The organism is Promicromonospora sp. NPDC057138 (assembly GCF_042670845.1).
In the GTDB taxonomy this organism is placed as follows: Bacteria; Actinomycetota; Actinomycetes; order Actinomycetales; family Cellulomonadaceae; genus Promicromonospora.
In genome coordinates this window covers 1-16,545 of record NZ_JBHUUX010000045.1, presented here as the reverse complement: position 1 = coordinate 16,545, position 16,545 = coordinate 1, and the positions used below count along the sequence as shown (strand labels likewise).

The window sequence follows — 16,545 nt, the reverse complement described above, 5'->3', positions numbered from 1 at the left end:
CGGTTCTGGACCGCCTGATCCCGCAAATATCCCGCACTCAACGAAGCGAGCCCGTCAGTAGCGGATCGCGTCGATCACCTTGACCCGCACCGCGTAGATCGCGGGGATCAGCCCCGCCAGGGCGCCGATCCCGACGGCGCACGCCATGCCCACCAGGGCGGCGTCGAACGGGAAGCCCGGCAGGTCCTCGAGCGGGCGGCCAAAGATGCGGTCGATCGGGATGTTCTTGATGACCGCCACCGCGACCACGACGCCGACGACGCCGGCCACGGTCGTGGCGACCACGGACTCCATGAGGACGCCGAAGAACACGCGCCCGCTCGTGGCCCCGAAGGACCGGCGGATGCCGATCTCCCGGATCCGGTAGCGCACGGTGACCAGCGCGATGTTGAGCAGTCCGAGCCCGCCCAGCAGCAGCGCGAACCCGCCCACGCCGAGCACGAGGTACTGCAGAACGCGGTCGATCACGAACGGCTCTTCCATCGGCTTCTGGACGTCGAACGGCACGCCCGCCGCCGCCAGGTCACGCGGCAGCACCTCGGCGAACTGGTCCGCCAGCTCCGGCGGCACCCAGAACCGGTATCCCTCGGACATGACCCGGTCCGGGAACCAGCGCACCGCCTGGTCGAACAGCATCAGGGCGCGCGGTCCCTCGTCGTTCCACTGCACCGGCACCTCGCCGATCACGGTGGCGGCGACCGGCGTCTCGCCCTCGATCACCACCTTCGGGTGCGTCGAGGCGGGGGCGCCGTCGGCGTACGCGTCCAGGAAGGCCTGGTTGACGACGAGCACGGGGGCCAGCCGCTCGGCGTCGGCCTCGCTGAACCACCGCCCCTCCTCCATGCCTTGGCGGGTGATGGTCGCGCTGTCGACGTCGACCGCCGACCACTCGACGAAGGTGCCGCTCTCGGCGCCACGAACCTGCAGGTCGGCGCTCGCACGCACGGAGTGGTACGAGATCTTGTGCCGCTCGGCTACCCCGTCGACCACCGCGTCCACCTCGGCCGCGGACAGGGTTCCGCTGCCCGACGACCAGGCCTCGAGGGTGGTGTCGCGGCCGCTCATGCGCTCGTTCTCCTCCTGCATGGCCTGGCCGAACATCGTGACGGCGGCCGTGATGCCCGTGATCGCCGTGACGGCGCAGGCCACGCCGATCAGCGCGAGCAGCACCCGCACCCGGTGGATCCGTAGCTCGTCCCAGGCCTCGAGGATCGCGCCCACGACGCCGGTCATGCGGGAAGCCCGGCGGTCTCGGCGACGGCGGCGGACCCCGCGGCGCTCTCGGCCACGGCCGCGGGCGCGTCGAGCTGGATCGGGACCAGGACGCCGTCGGCCAGCCGGAACTGGCGGTCCGCGCGGGCCGCGATCGCGAGGTCGTGCGTGATCGTGACGAGCGCCGACCCGGTCTCGCTCGCGGCGTCGTCCAGGAGGGTCATGATCGCCTGGCCGGTCTCGACGTCGAGGGCCCCGGTGGGCTCGTCGGCGAGGATGACGCGCGGCCCGCGCACGAGCGCGCGGGCGATGGCGACGCGCTGCTGCTCGCCGCCGGAGAGCTTCTCGGGCCGGGTGTCGAGCCGGTCGCCCAGGCCGACCCGGTCCAGGGACCGCGTGGCGAGCTTCGTGCGGCTCCAGAACTGCTTGCCGCGCGCGTACATCAGCGGCGCGGCGACGTTCTCGAGCGCCGTCCGCCCCTGCAGCAGGTTGAACTGCTGGAACACGAAGCCGAAGTCGTCGCCCCGGCGTCGGGCCAGGGCCCGGCTGCGCAGCCGCCCGACCGGCTCGCCCTCCAGGAGGTACTCGCCGGCCGTGGGCGAGTCGAGCAGGCCGAGGATATTCAGCAGGGTGGACTTGCCGGTGCCGGATCGGCCGACGATCGCCACGTGCTCGCCGGAGCCGACCGTCAGGTCGACCCCGCGCAGGATCTCGAGCGTGCTCCCGTTCGGGAGCTCGACATGCCGGGTGACGCCCTGCAGGTCGACGAGCGGGGTGCCGGTCATCCGAAGCACTCCTCCTCGAACGCCTGAATCGTCTCCATGTCGCCCTCCATCGACGCCTGGTCGTACGCGGACATGTCGCCGCAGTCCACGCCGCCCTCCGTGCCGTCGTCGATCGGGGTGAACTCGAGGATCTTCTCGCCGGCCTTGAGGCCCTTCGTGATCTCGACCTGCAGGCCGTCGGTCAGGCCCAGGGTCACGTCGCGCTGCTTCGGCTCGGCGCTCTCCTTGGCGACCGTCCACACCTTGCCGGTCTGCGACGTGCCGAGCACCGCGCTGATCGGGACCACCACGACGTCCTTCGCGTTGCCGTTCGTGATCTCGATCTCGGCGCCCAGGCCGGAGAACGCCTTGACCTTCGGCGGGATGGCGCAGAGGACGGCGCCCGTGGCCGCCTCGGGCGCCTCCGCCATCTCGCCCTCGCCGCCCGCGGTGCCGGCGCCTGCGGGCGCCTCGCCGATGGTGAGCCCGGTGCAGGTGAACGGCGCGGGGCCGCCCTTGAGCGTCACCTCGGCAGTGCCCTTGGCGCCGACGAGGCGGTACTGCTGGTCGGCCGTGAGCGTGCCGGAGACCGACAGGGTGCCGGGGTCGACGGTGCCGATGGTCTCGCCGACGGTGACCGCCTGGTCCTTGAGGACCGTGACGTCGACGGTGCCGGCGGCCGGCGTGAGGATCGAGGTCCAGGTGACCTTCGGCTCCTGCTCGGTGACGGTCTCCTCACCGGTCTTCTCGTCGACCTCGACGACGGGCTCGACAGGCTCCTCGGACTTGATCCACAGGACGCGCACGTCCTTGTCGACCTTTGCGTCGTCGACCTGGATCTCGGCGACGACGCCGTCCGCGGTGGCCTTGATCTCGACGGGCGGGTCGGTGACCACGGAGGCCGGCACCGTGACCGCGTTGGTGACGGAGCCCTTCTCGACCGGGATCACCGACTCCGTGATCTCGCCCGTGGGCTCGAGGGCGTCCGGCGGGTCGAGCTCGGCGCCCTTGAGAGCCAGGGCGACGAGCGCCGCGGCGATCACCGCCCAGATGACGATCCGGACGGTGGGGAAGACGTACTGGCGGACGGCACCCATGGGGCTCCTCGCGGCGGGGACATTGAGCTCTGCGCAACGTTCTGCACACTGGCGGCCTGGCGGACATTAGCCCAGGTCCGAGCCGAGAGGGGATGAAAGTAGGGGGTGATGCGAAGCCTTTGCCCGCAGCGGGGGGACCCGCTGGGGTTCTTGGCTGCGCGGCGACAATGCCATGCCCTGCCGCATTCCATGCGGCACCCTCTGCGACAAGCAGCTTCGTCATGCGCTGCGCGGCTGCTACGCAATACCTTGCCCCCCGCGGGTCGTCACCGACGTCCCGCGGGGGGAGGACCGCGCCGAGCAGGACCAGGCCGACCGTGCTGAACGACCGCCGACCGCGAAGGCAGCAGCCTTCTCACGCTATTTCAGCGGCGTGCCACCCGAGTTTCGGTAGGCGATCGTCTTCGCGAACACGTTGCCGCCGTCGGTTTCAATCGTGGTCGACTTGTCCGTTCCTTGGCCGAACAGCAGACCCGCGACATGCGCGCTCGCGACCTGGTCCATGTGTGAGAACAGCCAGTCCACCTTGTCGTCCTGATAGTGGTACGGGGTGTTGTTCTGTTGCATGTTACCGACCGGGATCTGCCAGACCACGATCGGTTTGCCGGCCGCCTCCGCCATCGTCTTCCAGAATGCGAGTTGCTTGGCCCACTTCTGGTCGTTCCAGAATGAGTTCTGTCCGCCATTCTCCGGCAAGGCGCTGAAGCCGGCGTCCTTATCTGCAACCTCCCCGACCAGGAAGTCGGCGTTTTTTGCCCCGAGGGCCGCGTAATCCTTGGCGCACTTCTGCTCGTTGCCCGGCCAGTCCCAGCAGGTGAGGTGCAGACCGACTGTCGCGTGAGGAGCGTACTTGCGGGTCATTGCGATCAGGCAGCGGGACAGACCCGCTATAGTGTCCGCCTGGTTTCCGCAGTCGTTCGGCGCCGCAGCAGTCACCTGCGCCGGGATCGTGTTCACATCGCCCATCCCTCGTGCGAATCCCCAAAAATCAGGTTCGAGATCGATCATGTCGGGCGAGGTGCCGATCTTCTGGAGGAAGAAACGGTAGTCGTTCAGGTACCTGGTGAGGAGGTCGACCTGGTTGACCGCCTTCACCTCGTCCTGCCACGTCGCATTGGGGGTGAGGTGGGGGAGTACAAACCACGTCCACACAATCGTCTGCGGATGCGGTTGACCCTTATAGGTGGCCTGCGCAGCGCGGGCTTGCATATGGGGGATGAGCCCCCCGCGCCCACCCCACACGCATCCCCACCAGTCCGTCCCATCCGGGCAGGTCTTCGCCGTGTACAGGTCGCTCGACGGTGCAGGCGGACTGACGACGTATTGGTACTGAGCGTCGAATGGTGCGGCGTCCGAAGGTTCATCATTCGAGATCCTTCCGATCAACACCGTGCTCTTGCCCATGAACGTTTTACCCGAGGTCCGCTTGGCGCTCGCGCTAGCCGACGGGGTGGGTGAAGCCGACGGGGTGGGTGTAGCCGACGGGGTCGGGGACACAACCCCGGTTGGGTCAATCGCCTCCGTGCCGGCGGCGCCAGGGTCGGCATCGGCCACGTGGTCGGGTAGCAAAACCACGACCAGGGTGGCGATGAGCGCGGTGGCGACGAGGGCCGCCCCAGCCAGCCAACGCCTGGGCAGCACGCCTTTGCGGCGGCCGTGCGTTGCTTTCACTGGCACGCGGGAGCGTCGAATGATCACGACGCACATCCTGACCGATGGCTGATGGCAAATCAACCCAAAGGTCTCTGTTATGTGAGCCGCGGTCCTGCCTGGTGCGGGCCGGTTAAACGTTACCAGTGCGGATTCCACGAGTCGCGCTTGTCATCTCTCTTAACACCATTCCGTCATCTCTCTTAACGCCATTCCGTTACGTCTTTGTAAACCATGTCGCGAGAAGAGGCCGCTCCATGAGCGTCGGCCAGATCCGCTGGGCCGGGTAGTCCTGTGCCCGGACGATGCGGTCTCCTCGGCGGCGGATCCGGCGTGGGACGGGATGAAAGTACCGGGTGAAGCCAAGGCTTTGCGCGCAGCGGGCGGTCTTGTTGTGGGCGTGATCGTTGCGACTGTGCGTCCGTTTTAGCCGCAACGATTACGCCCACAACAGAGCTGGGCTAGGCCGCCGGGGCGGACGGCGGCGCGAGCAGGAACGCCGGGGCCCGCAGGCCGGCGTCGGCGAAGGCGTCTGCGACGGCCTGGGAGACCGCGTCGACGTCGGACAGGCGGACCAGCGCGATGGCGCTGCCGCCGAAGCCGCCGCCGGTCATGCGCGCGCCGAGCGCGCCCGCCGCCATGGCGGAGTCGACGACGAGGTCGAGCTCGCGGCAGGAGACCTCGTAGTCGTCACGCAGGGAGGCGTGCGAGGCGAGCATGAACGGGCCGACGTCGGCCGCGCGACCCTCGCGCACCAGGTCCGCGAACCGCGCGGTGCGGTCGATCTCCGAGACGACGTGGCGCACCCGGCGGCGCAGCACCCCGTCGGCGTCGTGGGGCTCGAGCTCGGCCAGCGCCCGGTCGATGCCCATGCCGCCGAGGGTCGGCGCGATGTCGCGCAGCGAGTCCAGCCCGAGCAGCTCCGCGGCCTGCTCGCATGCCGCGCGGCGCGCACCGTACTCGCCGTCGACGTGCGAGTGCTCGGCCCTGGTGTCGACGACGAGGAGCGTCAGGCCGCCGGTGGCCAGGTCGAACGGCACGGGCACACCGGACTCGAGCGGGCTCAGGCCCGGCCGGAAGTCGAGCAGCAGCGCGTGGCCCTCCCGGCAGCGCAGCGAAGCCGACTGGTCGAGGCCGCCGGTGGGCGCGCCCGCGATCTCGTTCTCCGCGCGGCGGGTGGCGTCGACCAGCTCGGCACGCCCGGCGTCGGAGTCCGCGAGCCCGAGGCCCGCGACCCCGTCCAGGGCCACCGCCACCGCGGCCTCCAGCGCCGCGGACGAGCTCAGCCCGGCCCCGAACGGCACGCAGGAGTCGACGGCGGCGTCGAAGCCGCCGATCTTGTGGCCCGCCTCGGCCAGGGCCCAGGCGACGCCGGCGACGTACGCGCCCCAGCCGCTCACCGCGCCGGGCGCGATGTCGGACAGGCGGGCCTCCCACACGCCCTCTGCCTGCGCCGAGACCAGCCGGACCTGGTCGTCCTCGCGTGGCCGCAGCGCGATGTAGGTGCGGTGGGGCAGCGCCGTCGGGAGGCAGAGGCCGGCGTTGTAGTCGGTGTGCTCGCCGATGAGGTTGACCCGGCCGGGGGCGGACCAGACGCCCTCGGGGGAGCCGTCGAACGAACGGGTGAAGAGCTCGTCGACCCGGCGCGCGCCCTCTTCGGCGGTCCAGGCTTCGAGCCACTGCGGTTCAGTCATGGGAAACATTGTCTCTCGGCGCTAGCGGGGGTTGGTGCGGAGTACACGGACGGCGCCGGCGGGGATGTCGGCGTCGCCCGAGACCGTATCGCCGGTGAGCAGATCCGTGGCCGACGTGTCCAGGGGCAGCTCCACGTCGTCGCCCGTGTGGTTGATCGCCACGATGTAGTCGGCGTCGTCCCCGGTGCGGCGCACCACCTCCAGCCCCTCCACCGTGCCCGACGGCGCCAGGCCCGCGTCCGCGTAGACGTCGGCCATGACCGTGGCCAGGGCGCCGACGTCCAGGTTGGTCGACACGTACCAGCCCGTGCCGGCGCCGTGCCGATGCCGGGTGATCGCCGCGCCGCCCGGCTTCGGGCCGTCGGTGTAGGTGCCGACGCGCTCGGCGCCGGCGAGCGACAGGTCGTCGGCCCAGACGGTGCCGGTGAGTTCGGTCGCACCTGGCCCCGCCCCCGCGGCGTCCGTCCCGTACCGGACGGTGAGCGACTCACCGTCCCGCAGCGGCAGGAACTCCTCGACCCAGACGCCGAGCGCGTCGCGCAGCGGCGCCATGAAGCCGCCGGGGTGCACGGCGTCGTTCTCGTCGACGATGCCGCTGAAGTAGCTCACCAGCAGCGTGCCGCCGGCCTCGACGTAGGCGGTGAGGTTCGCCGCGTCCTTGACCCTGAGCAGGTACGACGCTGGAGCGACGACCAGCTTGTAGCCCGACAGGTCCTGCCCCGGGCGCGCCAGGTCGACGGTGTGGCCGTCGCGCCAGAGGCGATCGTAGAAAGCGTCGACGCGCTCGCGGTGGCGCGCGGCCTCGCTCGGGCGGAACTCGAGGTCCTGCGCCCAGAACGACTCGTAGTCCCACAGCAGGGCGACGTCGGCCCGCACGCGCGAGCCGCGCAGCTCAGAGAGCTTGCCGAGGTTCGCACCGAGCCGGGTCACCTCGCTCCACAGCCGCGACCACGTGCCGGCGTGCGGCAGCATCGCCGAGTGGAACTTCTCCGCGCCCGAGCGCGAGGCGCGCCACTGGAAGAACATGATCGCGTCCGCGCCGCGGCCCAGGTGGGCGAACGAGTTGCGGGCCATCTCGCCCGGCCGCTTGGCGACGTTGCGCGGCTGCCAGTTCACCGCCGACGTCGAGTGCTCCAGCAGCAGCCACGGCTTGCCGCCCGCGACGGACCGGGTGAGGTCGGCGGCCAGGGCGAGCCCCACGTACCCGCGGGGGTCGGCGGCCCGCAGGTAGTGGTCGTTGGAGACGAGGTCGACCTCCTTGCCCCAGGCGAACAGGTCGGTGGACGGGCAGCTCGCCGCCATGAAGTTCGTGGTCACGGGCGCGGAGGAGTACTCGCGGACGGCGTCGCGCTCGGCGATGAAGCAGGCCCGCAGGGCGGCGTCGGAGAACCGCGCGAAGTCGAGCTGCTGGGCCGGGTTCACGGCCTCGGGCGCGGCGGCCGGGACCTGGACGTGCTCCCAGTCCCCGTAGTGCTGCCCCCAGAACGCGGTGCCCCAGGCGGCGTTCAGCGCGTCGAGCGACCCGTACCGCTCGCGCAGCCACTCGCGGAACGCGCGCTGGGCGTGCACGGAGTAGTCCAGGGCGACCGGCGCGCCGTACTCGTTGTGCACGTGCCACCCCACGACGGCAGGGTGCGTGCCGTACCGCTCGGCCAGCGCGGTGGTGATGCGCAGGGCCGCCTCGCGGTACGCGGGCGCGGTCGGGGCCATGAGGCCGCGCCCGCCAGGACCCATGGGCGTGCCGTTCCGGTCCACCACCCGCGCGTCCGGGTGGGCCGCGTACAGCCAGGCCGGCGGGGCCGCCGTCGGCGTGGCGAGCAGGATGCGGACGCCGCCCGCGTGCAGCAGCCCGATCACGCGGTCCAGCCAGCCGAAGTCGAACTCGCCCTCGCGCGGCTCCAGCAGCGCCCAGCTGAAGATGCCGAGGCTGACGAGGTTCACACCCGCCTCGTTCATCAGCCGGACGTCCTCGACCCAGAGATGCTCGGGCCACTGCTCCGGGTTGTAGTCGCCGCCGTAGCTGATCTGGTCGACGCCGGGCAGCCACCCGTCGTACTGCGGCCCGGGGACGAAGCTCGGGGTGTCAGGCATGGGGGTCTCTCTCTCGCGGGGTATATCTGCTTGGCTGGGTGGGGAGGACGTGGACCGTCGCCGTGACGGGACCGTACTCCGTCGTCCCGTCGACGGCGAAGGTGTCCGGCGCGGCGGTCGCGTCGTCGGGCACGCCTCGGGGAACCAGCCGGAGCTCGTCTCGACCCAGGCCGACATGCGAAGAGCGGTGGCGGGTATGAACCCGCCACCGCTCTCGTCACGTGGACGAGCGGGCGTGTGTGTGCCTTCCGGAACGGCGGCTCGCACCGCCGAGCAGAACCCGTTGCCGGGCCGGGGTTCGAACCCGTACTGCCATCTACCAGGTAACCGAAGAGACTCCGGCCCGCTCTACGAGGCACAGATTGGCGTGTGTACGACGGCCGGGTGTTGGCGTTCTAGGCCGCTGAACTACGTCGCCCGAGGGCGGCGACGGGATTCGAACCCGCGTTTCCCCATGGAGAGTGGTAACCGACAGTCTCCGGCCCACCTGTGCTCGCTCCGGTGTTCTGTTGTCGAGTCAGGACTCTAGAGGGTCGGCGACTGGCTGACCAGGCAATAATTCAGCCGCGGACAGCCGCCAGCACCTCCTGCTCCTCGTCGCGGGTCAGGCCCGTGACCTTCGCGTCCGGCGTGGCGCGGAGCCACGCAAGGGTGTCGCGGGTCGTGTCGGCGAAGGGGCGGATCTTCAGGCCCGCCTCCAGCGTGGACGTGACGTCGTGCGTCATGAACCCGGCGTCGACCAGGTCACCCGCCCAGAAGGGGATCGACCGCGGGCCGGACCACTGCGCGACCTCATGCTCCGCGAGCGTCTCCGGGGCGACGGCGGCCAGCTCGGGGTCGGCCCCGGCGCCGTCGGCCACCTGGGCGAGCAGCTCCGACCGAGGCACCGGCGGGCAGACGGCGTCGAAGTCCCCGGTGGTGTCCTGCTCCGCCGCTGTCACTATCCACTCGGCGAGGTCGCGGACGTCGACAAGCTGGACCGGGTCGTCCACGGGCTCGGGGACCAGGACCGGAAGCCCGTCCTCGGCGGCCTGCGCGAACCGGGCCGGCCAGTAGGTGAACCGCCCGCTCGGGTCGCCCGGTCCGACGATCAGGCCCGGCCGGATCACGAGCGGCGACGCGGCACCGGACCGGACGAGGTTCTCGCACGCCACCTTCATGGCGCCGTACGTGTCTGGGCTCGAGTTCGGGTCCTCGTCGGTCTCGATCGGGTCGAGCAGGGGGAGCGTGGCGGGCGTGCCGCCCACGGTCGCGGAGTCGGCATAGACGTTGACGGTCGACACGAACGTCCAGTGGGCGTCCGGGAACGCCGCAACCGCGCTGCGCACGTGCGAGGGGATGCGGGAGACGTCGACGACGGCGTCGAACTGCACATCGACCAGCTCAGACGGCACCGCTTCGGCACGGTCCCAGCGGACGAGGGCGGCGCCGTCGGGCACCGTGCCGCTCACGCCGCGGGCCGCGCAGGTGACGTCGTGCCCGCGGGCCACCGCGGCCTCCGCGACAGCGCGGGACAGGAAGACCGTTCCACCGAGAACCAGGATTCGCATGGTGCCCACCGAACCGCATCTCAGGCGCCAGGGCACGTTGATCTGCTCCTGGCGAATCTCCGCCGGGCGTACGAGCGCCGCGCGTACCGTGGCCGGCGACAGGGCGAAGATCCCGCACCCAACGGAAGTGCGACGCGGTCAGACCGGCGAGAGGCCCAGGCTGCGGCCCGCGAGGCCGCGGCGGCGCCGCGCGAGCCCGCGCGCGACGTCGGCCAGGACCTTCGCGCCGGGGGAGTCCGGCGCGGTCAGGACCACGGGCGTGCCGTTGTCCCCGCCCTCGCGGACGGCGACGTCGAGCGGCACCTGGCCGAGCAGCGGCACGTCCTTGCCCACGAGCTCGGTGAGCCGCGCCGCGACCTTCTCCCCGCCGCCGGCGCCGAAGATCTCCAGCCGCGTGCCGTCGGGCTGCTCCAGCCAGGACATGTTCTCGACGACGCCGACCACGCCCTGCTGCGTCTGGGTCGCCACCGACCCGGCGCGCTCGGCGACCTCGGCGGCCGCCGCCTGCGGCGTCGTGACCACGAGGATCTCGGAGGACGGCAGGAGCTGCGCCACGGAGATGGCGATGTCGCCCGTGCCGGGCGGGAGGTCGAGGAGCAGCACGTCCAGGTCGCCCCAGAACACGTCCGCCAGGAACTGCTCCAACGCGCGGTGCAGCATGGGCCCGCGCCACACCACCGGCTGCCCCGGCGGCACGAACATGCCGATCGAGACCACCTTGACGCCGTGGGCTATGGGCGGCAGCAGCATGTTGTCGACGCGGGTCGGCTGCCGGTCCACGCCCAGCATGCGGGGGATCGAGAAGCCGTAGATGTCGGCGTCGATCACGCCGACCGAGAGCCCGTCGGCGGCCATGGCCACCGCGAGGTTCGCCGTGACCGACGACTTGCCCACGCCGCCCTTGCCCGACGCGACGGCGAACACCTTGGTCATCGAGCCCGGCTGCGAGAACGGGATGACGGGGTCGCCCGCGCCGCCGCGCAGCATCGACCGCAGGGAGGCGCGCTGCTCGGGCGTCATCACTCCGAGCTCGACGTCGACGGCGGCCACCCCGTCCACGGCCGCCGCGGCGGCCGTCACGTCCTTGACCAGCGTCGACTTCATCGGACAGCCCGCGACGGTCAGGTCGACGCCGACGGCGACGCGCCCGCCGTCGGACACCTCCACCGACCGGACCATGCCCAGGTCGGTGATGGGGCGCCGGATCTCGGGGTCGAGCACACCTGTCAGCGCGTCGCGCACGCGAGCCTCGAGTGTGGGGGAGTCGACAGGGGTCATGGTTCGATCTTAAGAGTCCGGTCCAGGGCTTCCGGCATCGAGGGTGGTCTTCCATGCTTTTGCAATGAAGGTCAGTTGAAAACGGTACGCTGCGTCACCACCAAGGGTGAGGAGGCCCCATGACCGAGTCACGCGTCCCCGCGCGAGTTCGGCGTGTCGCCTCCGAGGACGAGGCCCGCGAGCTCGCCGCCGCTCTGCAGCGGCCGGACCGCGGCCGCCCGGTCGTGGTCATCTCGACGCCCGCCGGGCACGACGCCCCCTTCGTGGACCCGCAGCGCGTGCTCGACGACATCGCCGGGCTCGCCGAGGTGGTGGTGATCCCGACCGGCGACGTGTCCTGGGCCTTCTCGTCGGGCATGCCGCCGGACACGCAGGTCTACGGCGGCGCCTCCCGCGTCTACGGCACCGACCTGGAGTGGGTGCACCAGCCGCGGCGCTCGCCGCTGCACTTCGCCTATTCCGCGGACGAGGACGCGCGCGTACGCGACCGCCTGGTCGGCGACGTCATGCGGTTCGCGGTGCGCGCCGGGATCGTGGGCGCCGCCCGGTCCGCCCCGGACGCGGCGACCACCGGCGGCAAGGTGCTGGGCGTGCTCGGCACGCGCGCCCTCGTCAGCACCGAGGACGGCGGCCAGGCCTCGGTCGCGGAGGAGCTCGTGTTCCCCGACGTCCCACTGGTGCGGGTGCTCGCGCCGGGCATGCGTGTCACCGGGGTGCTCGACCCGGGGCGCCGCCTCCTCGACATCCGCGGCATGCTGCCCGACGTCGACGCGCTGCGCCGGGCGGTGCACGCCGCCTACCGCGTGGGTCAGGTGGTGCTCGGCCGGGTCGAGGCGGTCGGGGACGACGCCGTCCGCATCGCCCTGGCGCCCGGCGTCCTGGTGCGCGTGCGCCGTCCGGAGATCACGGGCAACGACCTGGACCTGCTCAGCGACCTGTTCACCCCGGGCGAGGTGGTGGCGGCCCGCCGCGTGCCCGCGCCGCTCGACGGCCTGGCCCTGCGGCTGGACGACGTCGACGAGTCCGAGGACCAGCCCGTTCCCGCGATTGCGCTGCTGGACGGCGGGCCGCCGTGGCTCGAGCCGGCGCCGGCCGAGCCGGCCTTGGGCGATCCGGTGCTGGTCGAGCCGTCGGTGGTCGAGCCCGTCGGGGCCTTGCCGGGCGGACGCGTCGACGGGCAGATCACCCCGCCGACTCCCGCTGACCTGTTCGGCGCCCGCCCGGCCGAGCAGAGCCCGGCCGAGGCAGATGCCGAGCACGGGCGCGGGGCGATCACGACGCGCGAGGGGAGCCCCGACGTCGGGCCGGTGCCGACGTCCGCGGGCGGGCCGCGCACGCCCACTCCCGGCGACGTCGCGGCGTGGCACGCAGGCGGACAGGACACGCTCCCCTCGCCCGCGGCGGCCGAGACCCCGGCGGAGCCCGCGGGCAAGGCGGCGCGCGACCTCAGCCTCTCCCTCGATGCCGCGAAGTCCCAGGTGGCCTCGCTGGCGAAGGAACTGCTGGACGACAAGGTCAAACGGCGTCAGGTGGAGCTGGAGGTCGACCGGCTGCTGGGCCGCGTGGGCGAGCTCACGGAGCGGCTCGACCGCAGCGAGCGGCGCGCCGAGCAGCAGGCGACCGCCCTGCGCAAGGCGCGGCAGGAGGCCGCGCGGCTGCGCCGTCGGCTCGGCGACGCCGGGGTGGAGGTACCCGAGGACCGGTACTTCGTCGACGACGAGGAGCAGCTCCGGTTCGAGGTGCTGAGCGAGTGGGCCCGGGCGATCCCGGCCGCCGAGAAGGCCGGGCGTCCCCTGGCGGAGTACACGCTCGGCCCGCGGTTCCTCGCCTCTCTGACCGACGTCGAAGGCGTGAGCCGCGACCGGGTGGTCTGGACGCTCGTCATGGTGCTGACCGGGCTGGCGCCCGAGATGAACGGCCTGCAGGTGCATCGCCTGCGGATCGGTGCGGGCGGCGACGACCCGTTCCGGCAGCGCGACGACGGCGCCGTGTGCTGGCGGGTGTCGCTGCAGGTCAACACGCCGTCGGCGCGCAGGCTGCACTACTGGAAGCTGCCGGGCGGGGCCTACGAGCTGTCGCGCGTGGTGCTCCACGACGACGTGGAGCCCTGACCGCCGTCCTTCTCCTCCAGCTCCTCCAGGAGGTTACGGATCTCCGAGCGCACGAAGTCGCGGGTCGCGACCTCCGACAGGGCGATCCGCAGCGCCGCCATCTCGCGCGCCAGGTACTCCGTGTCGGCCAGGTTGCGCTCGCCGCGCTGCCGGTCCTGCTCGGCGGTCACCCGGTCGCGGTCGTCCTGCCGGTTCTGCGCCAGCAGGATCAGCGGGGCCGCGTAGCTCGCCTGCAGCGAGAGCATCAGGGTGAGGGCCGTGAACCCGTTGGCCGCGCTGTCGAACCGCAGATGCTCCGGGGCCCAGATGTTCCACGCGAGCCAGAGCAGGCAGAACACCGTGAGGTAGATGAGGAACCGCGGCGTGCCCAGGAACCGGGCGATGGCCTCGGTGGCCTTCCCGACGGCGTCCTGGTCCAGCCGGATCCGGGGGACCAGCGTGCGACCCTTGGCGAGCGGTGTGTCCAGGCGGTCAGCCACGGTTCGCCCTCCGTCGTGCCGGTCCTTGCCCTGGTCCCGGGCCCGATCCCCGGCGGGCCGCCGGGGCGGACTGCGCCGCTATCGCCTCCAGCCGTTCGTCATCGCTGCCCCGCCAGTTGTCCGGGAGGATGTGGTCCAGCACGTCGTCGACCGTGACCACGCCCAGCAGCCGGCGCTGCGCGTCGAGCACGGGCAGGGCGAGCAGGTCGTAGGCCGCGAGCAGGCGCGTCACCTGGCCTACCGAGGCGTCGTGGGTCAGCCACTCGGTCTCGGCGTCCAGCACGGACGCGACCGCCGCGTGCGGGGGCTCGCGCAGCAGCCGCTGGAAGTGCGCGACGCCGAGGAACCGCCCGGTCGGCGTCTCCAGCGGCGGCCGTACGACGAACACCATCGAGGCCAGCGCGGGCGGCAGCTCCGTCCGCCGGATCGAGGCCAGCGCCATGGCGATCGTGTCGTCGGCGCCGAGGATCACCGGCTCCGTCGTCATGAGGCCACCCGCCGTGTCCTCGGCATACTCCAGCAGCCGCCGGACGTCGGCCGCCTCCTCCGGCTCCATCAGGTTGAGCAGCTGGGCGGCCTGCTCGTCGGGCAGCTCGTTCAGGAGGTCGGCGGCGTCGTCGGGCTCCATGGCCTCCAGCACGTCGGCCGCGCGGTCCCGGTCCAGGCCCGACAGGATCGACACCTGCGCGTCCTCCGGCAGCTCCTCCAGCACGTCGGCGAGGCGCTCGTCGTTCAGCGCGCCCGCGATCTCCAGCTGCCGCGCCGCCCCCAGGTCGTGGATCACGTCCGCGAGGTCGGCCGCGCGCATGTCCTCGTACGCCTCCAGCAGACGGGCGGCACCCTGCTCCGCCGACCGGGCGGTGAGGTCCTGCACGGCGTCGACCGGGACCGTCAGAGTCGAGCCGCGGCGGAACGGGGCCGAGCCCCGCGTGGAACGGCGCCGCACGAAGAGCTGGTCCACGAGCCAGTCGCCCGTGCGCTGCCGCGCTATCGAGACGTCCTCGATGGTGACCTCACCCGAACCGTCCTTGAGCTGGACCCGCCGGTCCAGCAGCTCGCCCAGCACCACCGACTCCATGGCACGCTGCTCGAACCGCCGCATGTTCACCAGGCCCGTGCTGATCACCTGACCGGCGTCGATACTGGTCACGCGGGTCAGGGGAAGGAAGACGCGCCGTCGGCCCGGGACCTCGACCACCAGACCCACCGCCCGCGGCGCGCCCTTGGCCCGGACCAGCACGACGACATCACGCACCCGGCCCACCTGGTCCCCGATCGGGTCGAAGACCACGGTGCCTGCCAGACGTGCGACGAAAACCCTGGTGGCGGCGCTCACGCTGGTCAGCCTACGACCCGGCTCCGCGGCACGCTCCTCGCCACTTCTGCCCAGGTAGGGGAGACTATGGGGCATGAGCATGTCTCGCCCGGGTGCCGTCCCGAAGGTCCCGACCCTGCCGGCCGGTGACGAGGTCGCCGCGTACTCCACCTACCTGGAGGCGCAGAAAGCAGTCGACTACCTCTCCGACAACAAGTTCCCCGTGGAGAACGTCACCATCGTGGGCACCGACCTGCGCATGGTCGAGCGCGTCACGGGGCGCCTCACCTACGGCCGGGTGGCGCTCGCGGGCGCACTCTCCGGCGCCTGGTTCGGTTTCTTCGTCGGGTTGCTCCTCACGCTGTTCGCGGGTTCGTCGGGGTTCCAGGTGATGTTCGCCGGCATCGCGCTCGGCGCGGGGTTCGGCCTGCTTTTCTCCATCCTGTCGTACGCGTTCACGGGCGGACGGCGTGACTTCACGTCCTCCTCGCAGATCGTGGCGGCGACCTACGCGATCCTCTGCGGCCACGACCACGCGTCCGATGCGCGGGCGCTGCTGATGCGCTCGCCGGGCGGGCTGGGCAAGTCGCGCGGCGCCGCGACCGCGGGCGTTCCTGCCCCCACCGCTCTGCCGACGGCGGCCGGTCAGCCTCCCGTGGCAGCGCCTCCGGCTCCCGCTGCGCCGCCGGCGTCCCGCCCGACCGACCCGCGCTGGGTCACGCCGACGGGTGAGCCCCGGTACGGCGCGATGCGGCCGGGGTCGGAGGCGGGTGCTTCGGGTGCTTCGGGTGCGTCTGGTGCTGGTGCTGGTGCTGGTGCTGGTGCTGGTGACGGCGTGGCCGGTGCTGGTCAGGGTGCAGGCGGCGCAGGTGCAGGCGAGGGCGCGGCCGGTGCTGGTGCGCCGTCGGACGCGCCACCGTCGGGCGCGCCGGCCGATGCGCCGTCGAACGCGCCTTCGCAGACCGACTCGCCGACCCCGCCCGACCAGGCTTCGGTCGTCCCGGACAGCCAGCGCGCCAACGAGCAGGCCGACCAGGACGACGTGCCGACGACGCGCACGACGCCCCGCCACGCGAACCCCTACGCCCCGCCGAGCGACGACCAGAAGTAATCGCGCTGCCGGGCGTGAAGCACAGGCGCTCCTTGGCTTGAGCGGTACTGGGTCCAAGTTCTGCTAGTTGGAGCGGTGCTGGTCAGAGCGCCACTCCGACTTCGGTCGGTTGCACGGTGGCCGATATGACTTCGGTCGGTTGCTCTGAGATCGGTCAATCAAACGACCGATCTCAGAGCTGTCTCTTATACAC

At 71.8% G+C, this 16,545-nt stretch carries 12 protein-coding genes; 2 read left to right on the top strand and 10 right to left on the bottom strand.

Annotated features, from left to right (window positions below):
• Positions 1-54: 54 nt before the first annotated feature.
• The 8 genes from ACFT2C_RS20650 to ACFT2C_RS20615 form a co-directional block, all read right to left on the bottom strand.
• Positions 55-1,233, bottom strand: a complete 1,179-nt coding sequence (locus ACFT2C_RS20650; protein ID WP_377208953.1) for an ABC transporter permease — start codon at positions 1,231-1,233, stop codon at positions 55-57.
• Positions 1,230-1,997, bottom strand: coding sequence for an ABC transporter ATP-binding protein (locus tag ACFT2C_RS20645; protein ID WP_377208952.1), 768 nt, complete (start codon positions 1,995-1,997; stop codon positions 1,230-1,232). Before ACFT2C_RS20645 ends, ACFT2C_RS20650 begins: the two co-directional genes overlap by 4 nt.
• Positions 1,994-3,073 carry a secretion protein HlyD gene (locus ACFT2C_RS20640; RefSeq protein ID WP_377208951.1) on the bottom strand — a complete coding sequence of 360 codons (1,080 nt, stop codon included), beginning with the start codon at positions 3,071-3,073 and terminating at the stop codon, positions 1,994-1,996. Before ACFT2C_RS20640 ends, ACFT2C_RS20645 begins: the two co-directional genes overlap by 4 nt.
• 360 nt (positions 3,074-3,433) lie before the next feature.
• A complete protein-coding gene (locus tag ACFT2C_RS20635; protein WP_377208950.1) occupies positions 3,434-4,771 on the bottom strand; it encodes a hypothetical protein in 1,338 nt (445 codons plus the stop codon).
• Between the two features lie 413 nt (positions 4,772-5,184).
• Entirely contained in the window at positions 5,185-6,417 is a 1,233-nt protein-coding gene (gene galK / locus ACFT2C_RS20630) for a galactokinase (RefSeq protein WP_377208949.1), read from the bottom strand.
• A gap of 21 nt (positions 6,418-6,438) precedes the next feature.
• The gene (locus ACFT2C_RS20625; protein ID WP_377208948.1) at positions 6,439-8,508 is read right to left on the bottom strand and encodes a beta-galactosidase; all 2,070 of its coding nucleotides are present in this window, start codon (positions 8,506-8,508) and stop codon (positions 6,439-6,441) included.
• A 560-nt stretch (positions 8,509-9,068) separates the two neighbouring features.
• Positions 9,069-10,058: an NAD-dependent epimerase/dehydratase family protein gene (locus ACFT2C_RS20620; protein ID WP_377208947.1), complete on the bottom strand. Its 990-nt coding sequence runs from the start codon at positions 10,056-10,058 to the stop codon at positions 9,069-9,071.
• Positions 10,059-10,196: 138 nt separating this feature from the next.
• Positions 10,197-11,336, bottom strand: coding sequence for an Mrp/NBP35 family ATP-binding protein (locus ACFT2C_RS20615; protein WP_377208946.1), 1,140 nt, complete (start codon positions 11,334-11,336; stop codon positions 10,197-10,199).
• A 119-nt stretch (positions 11,337-11,455) separates the two neighbouring features.
• On the opposite strand from ACFT2C_RS20615, the gene ACFT2C_RS20610 reads away from it, so the two are divergent.
• Complete coding sequence (locus ACFT2C_RS20610) at positions 11,456-13,447, top strand: hypothetical protein (protein ID WP_377208945.1); 1,992 nt, start codon at positions 11,456-11,458, stop codon at positions 13,445-13,447.
• On the opposite strand, the gene ACFT2C_RS20605 is transcribed toward ACFT2C_RS20610, so the two are convergent.
• Both ACFT2C_RS20605 and ACFT2C_RS20600 read right to left on the bottom strand, forming a co-directional pair.
• Positions 13,402-13,926, bottom strand: a complete 525-nt coding sequence (locus ACFT2C_RS20605; protein ID WP_377208944.1) for a DUF1003 domain-containing protein — start codon at positions 13,924-13,926, stop codon at positions 13,402-13,404. The two genes, ACFT2C_RS20610 and ACFT2C_RS20605, sit on opposite strands and share 46 nt — an antisense overlap.
• On the bottom strand, positions 13,919-15,262 hold the full coding sequence (locus tag ACFT2C_RS20600) for a magnesium transporter MgtE N-terminal domain-containing protein (protein WP_377208943.1): 1,344 nt from the start codon (positions 15,260-15,262) through the stop codon (positions 13,919-13,921). The genes ACFT2C_RS20605 and ACFT2C_RS20600 overlap by 8 nt, the downstream gene beginning before the upstream one ends.
• 73 nt (positions 15,263-15,335) lie before the next feature.
• On the opposite strand from ACFT2C_RS20600, the gene ACFT2C_RS20595 reads away from it, so the two are divergent.
• Complete coding sequence (locus ACFT2C_RS20595; protein ID WP_377208942.1) at positions 15,336-16,352, top strand: general stress protein; 1,017 nt, start codon at positions 15,336-15,338, stop codon at positions 16,350-16,352.
• The last annotated feature ends 193 nt before the right edge of the window (positions 16,353-16,545 follow it).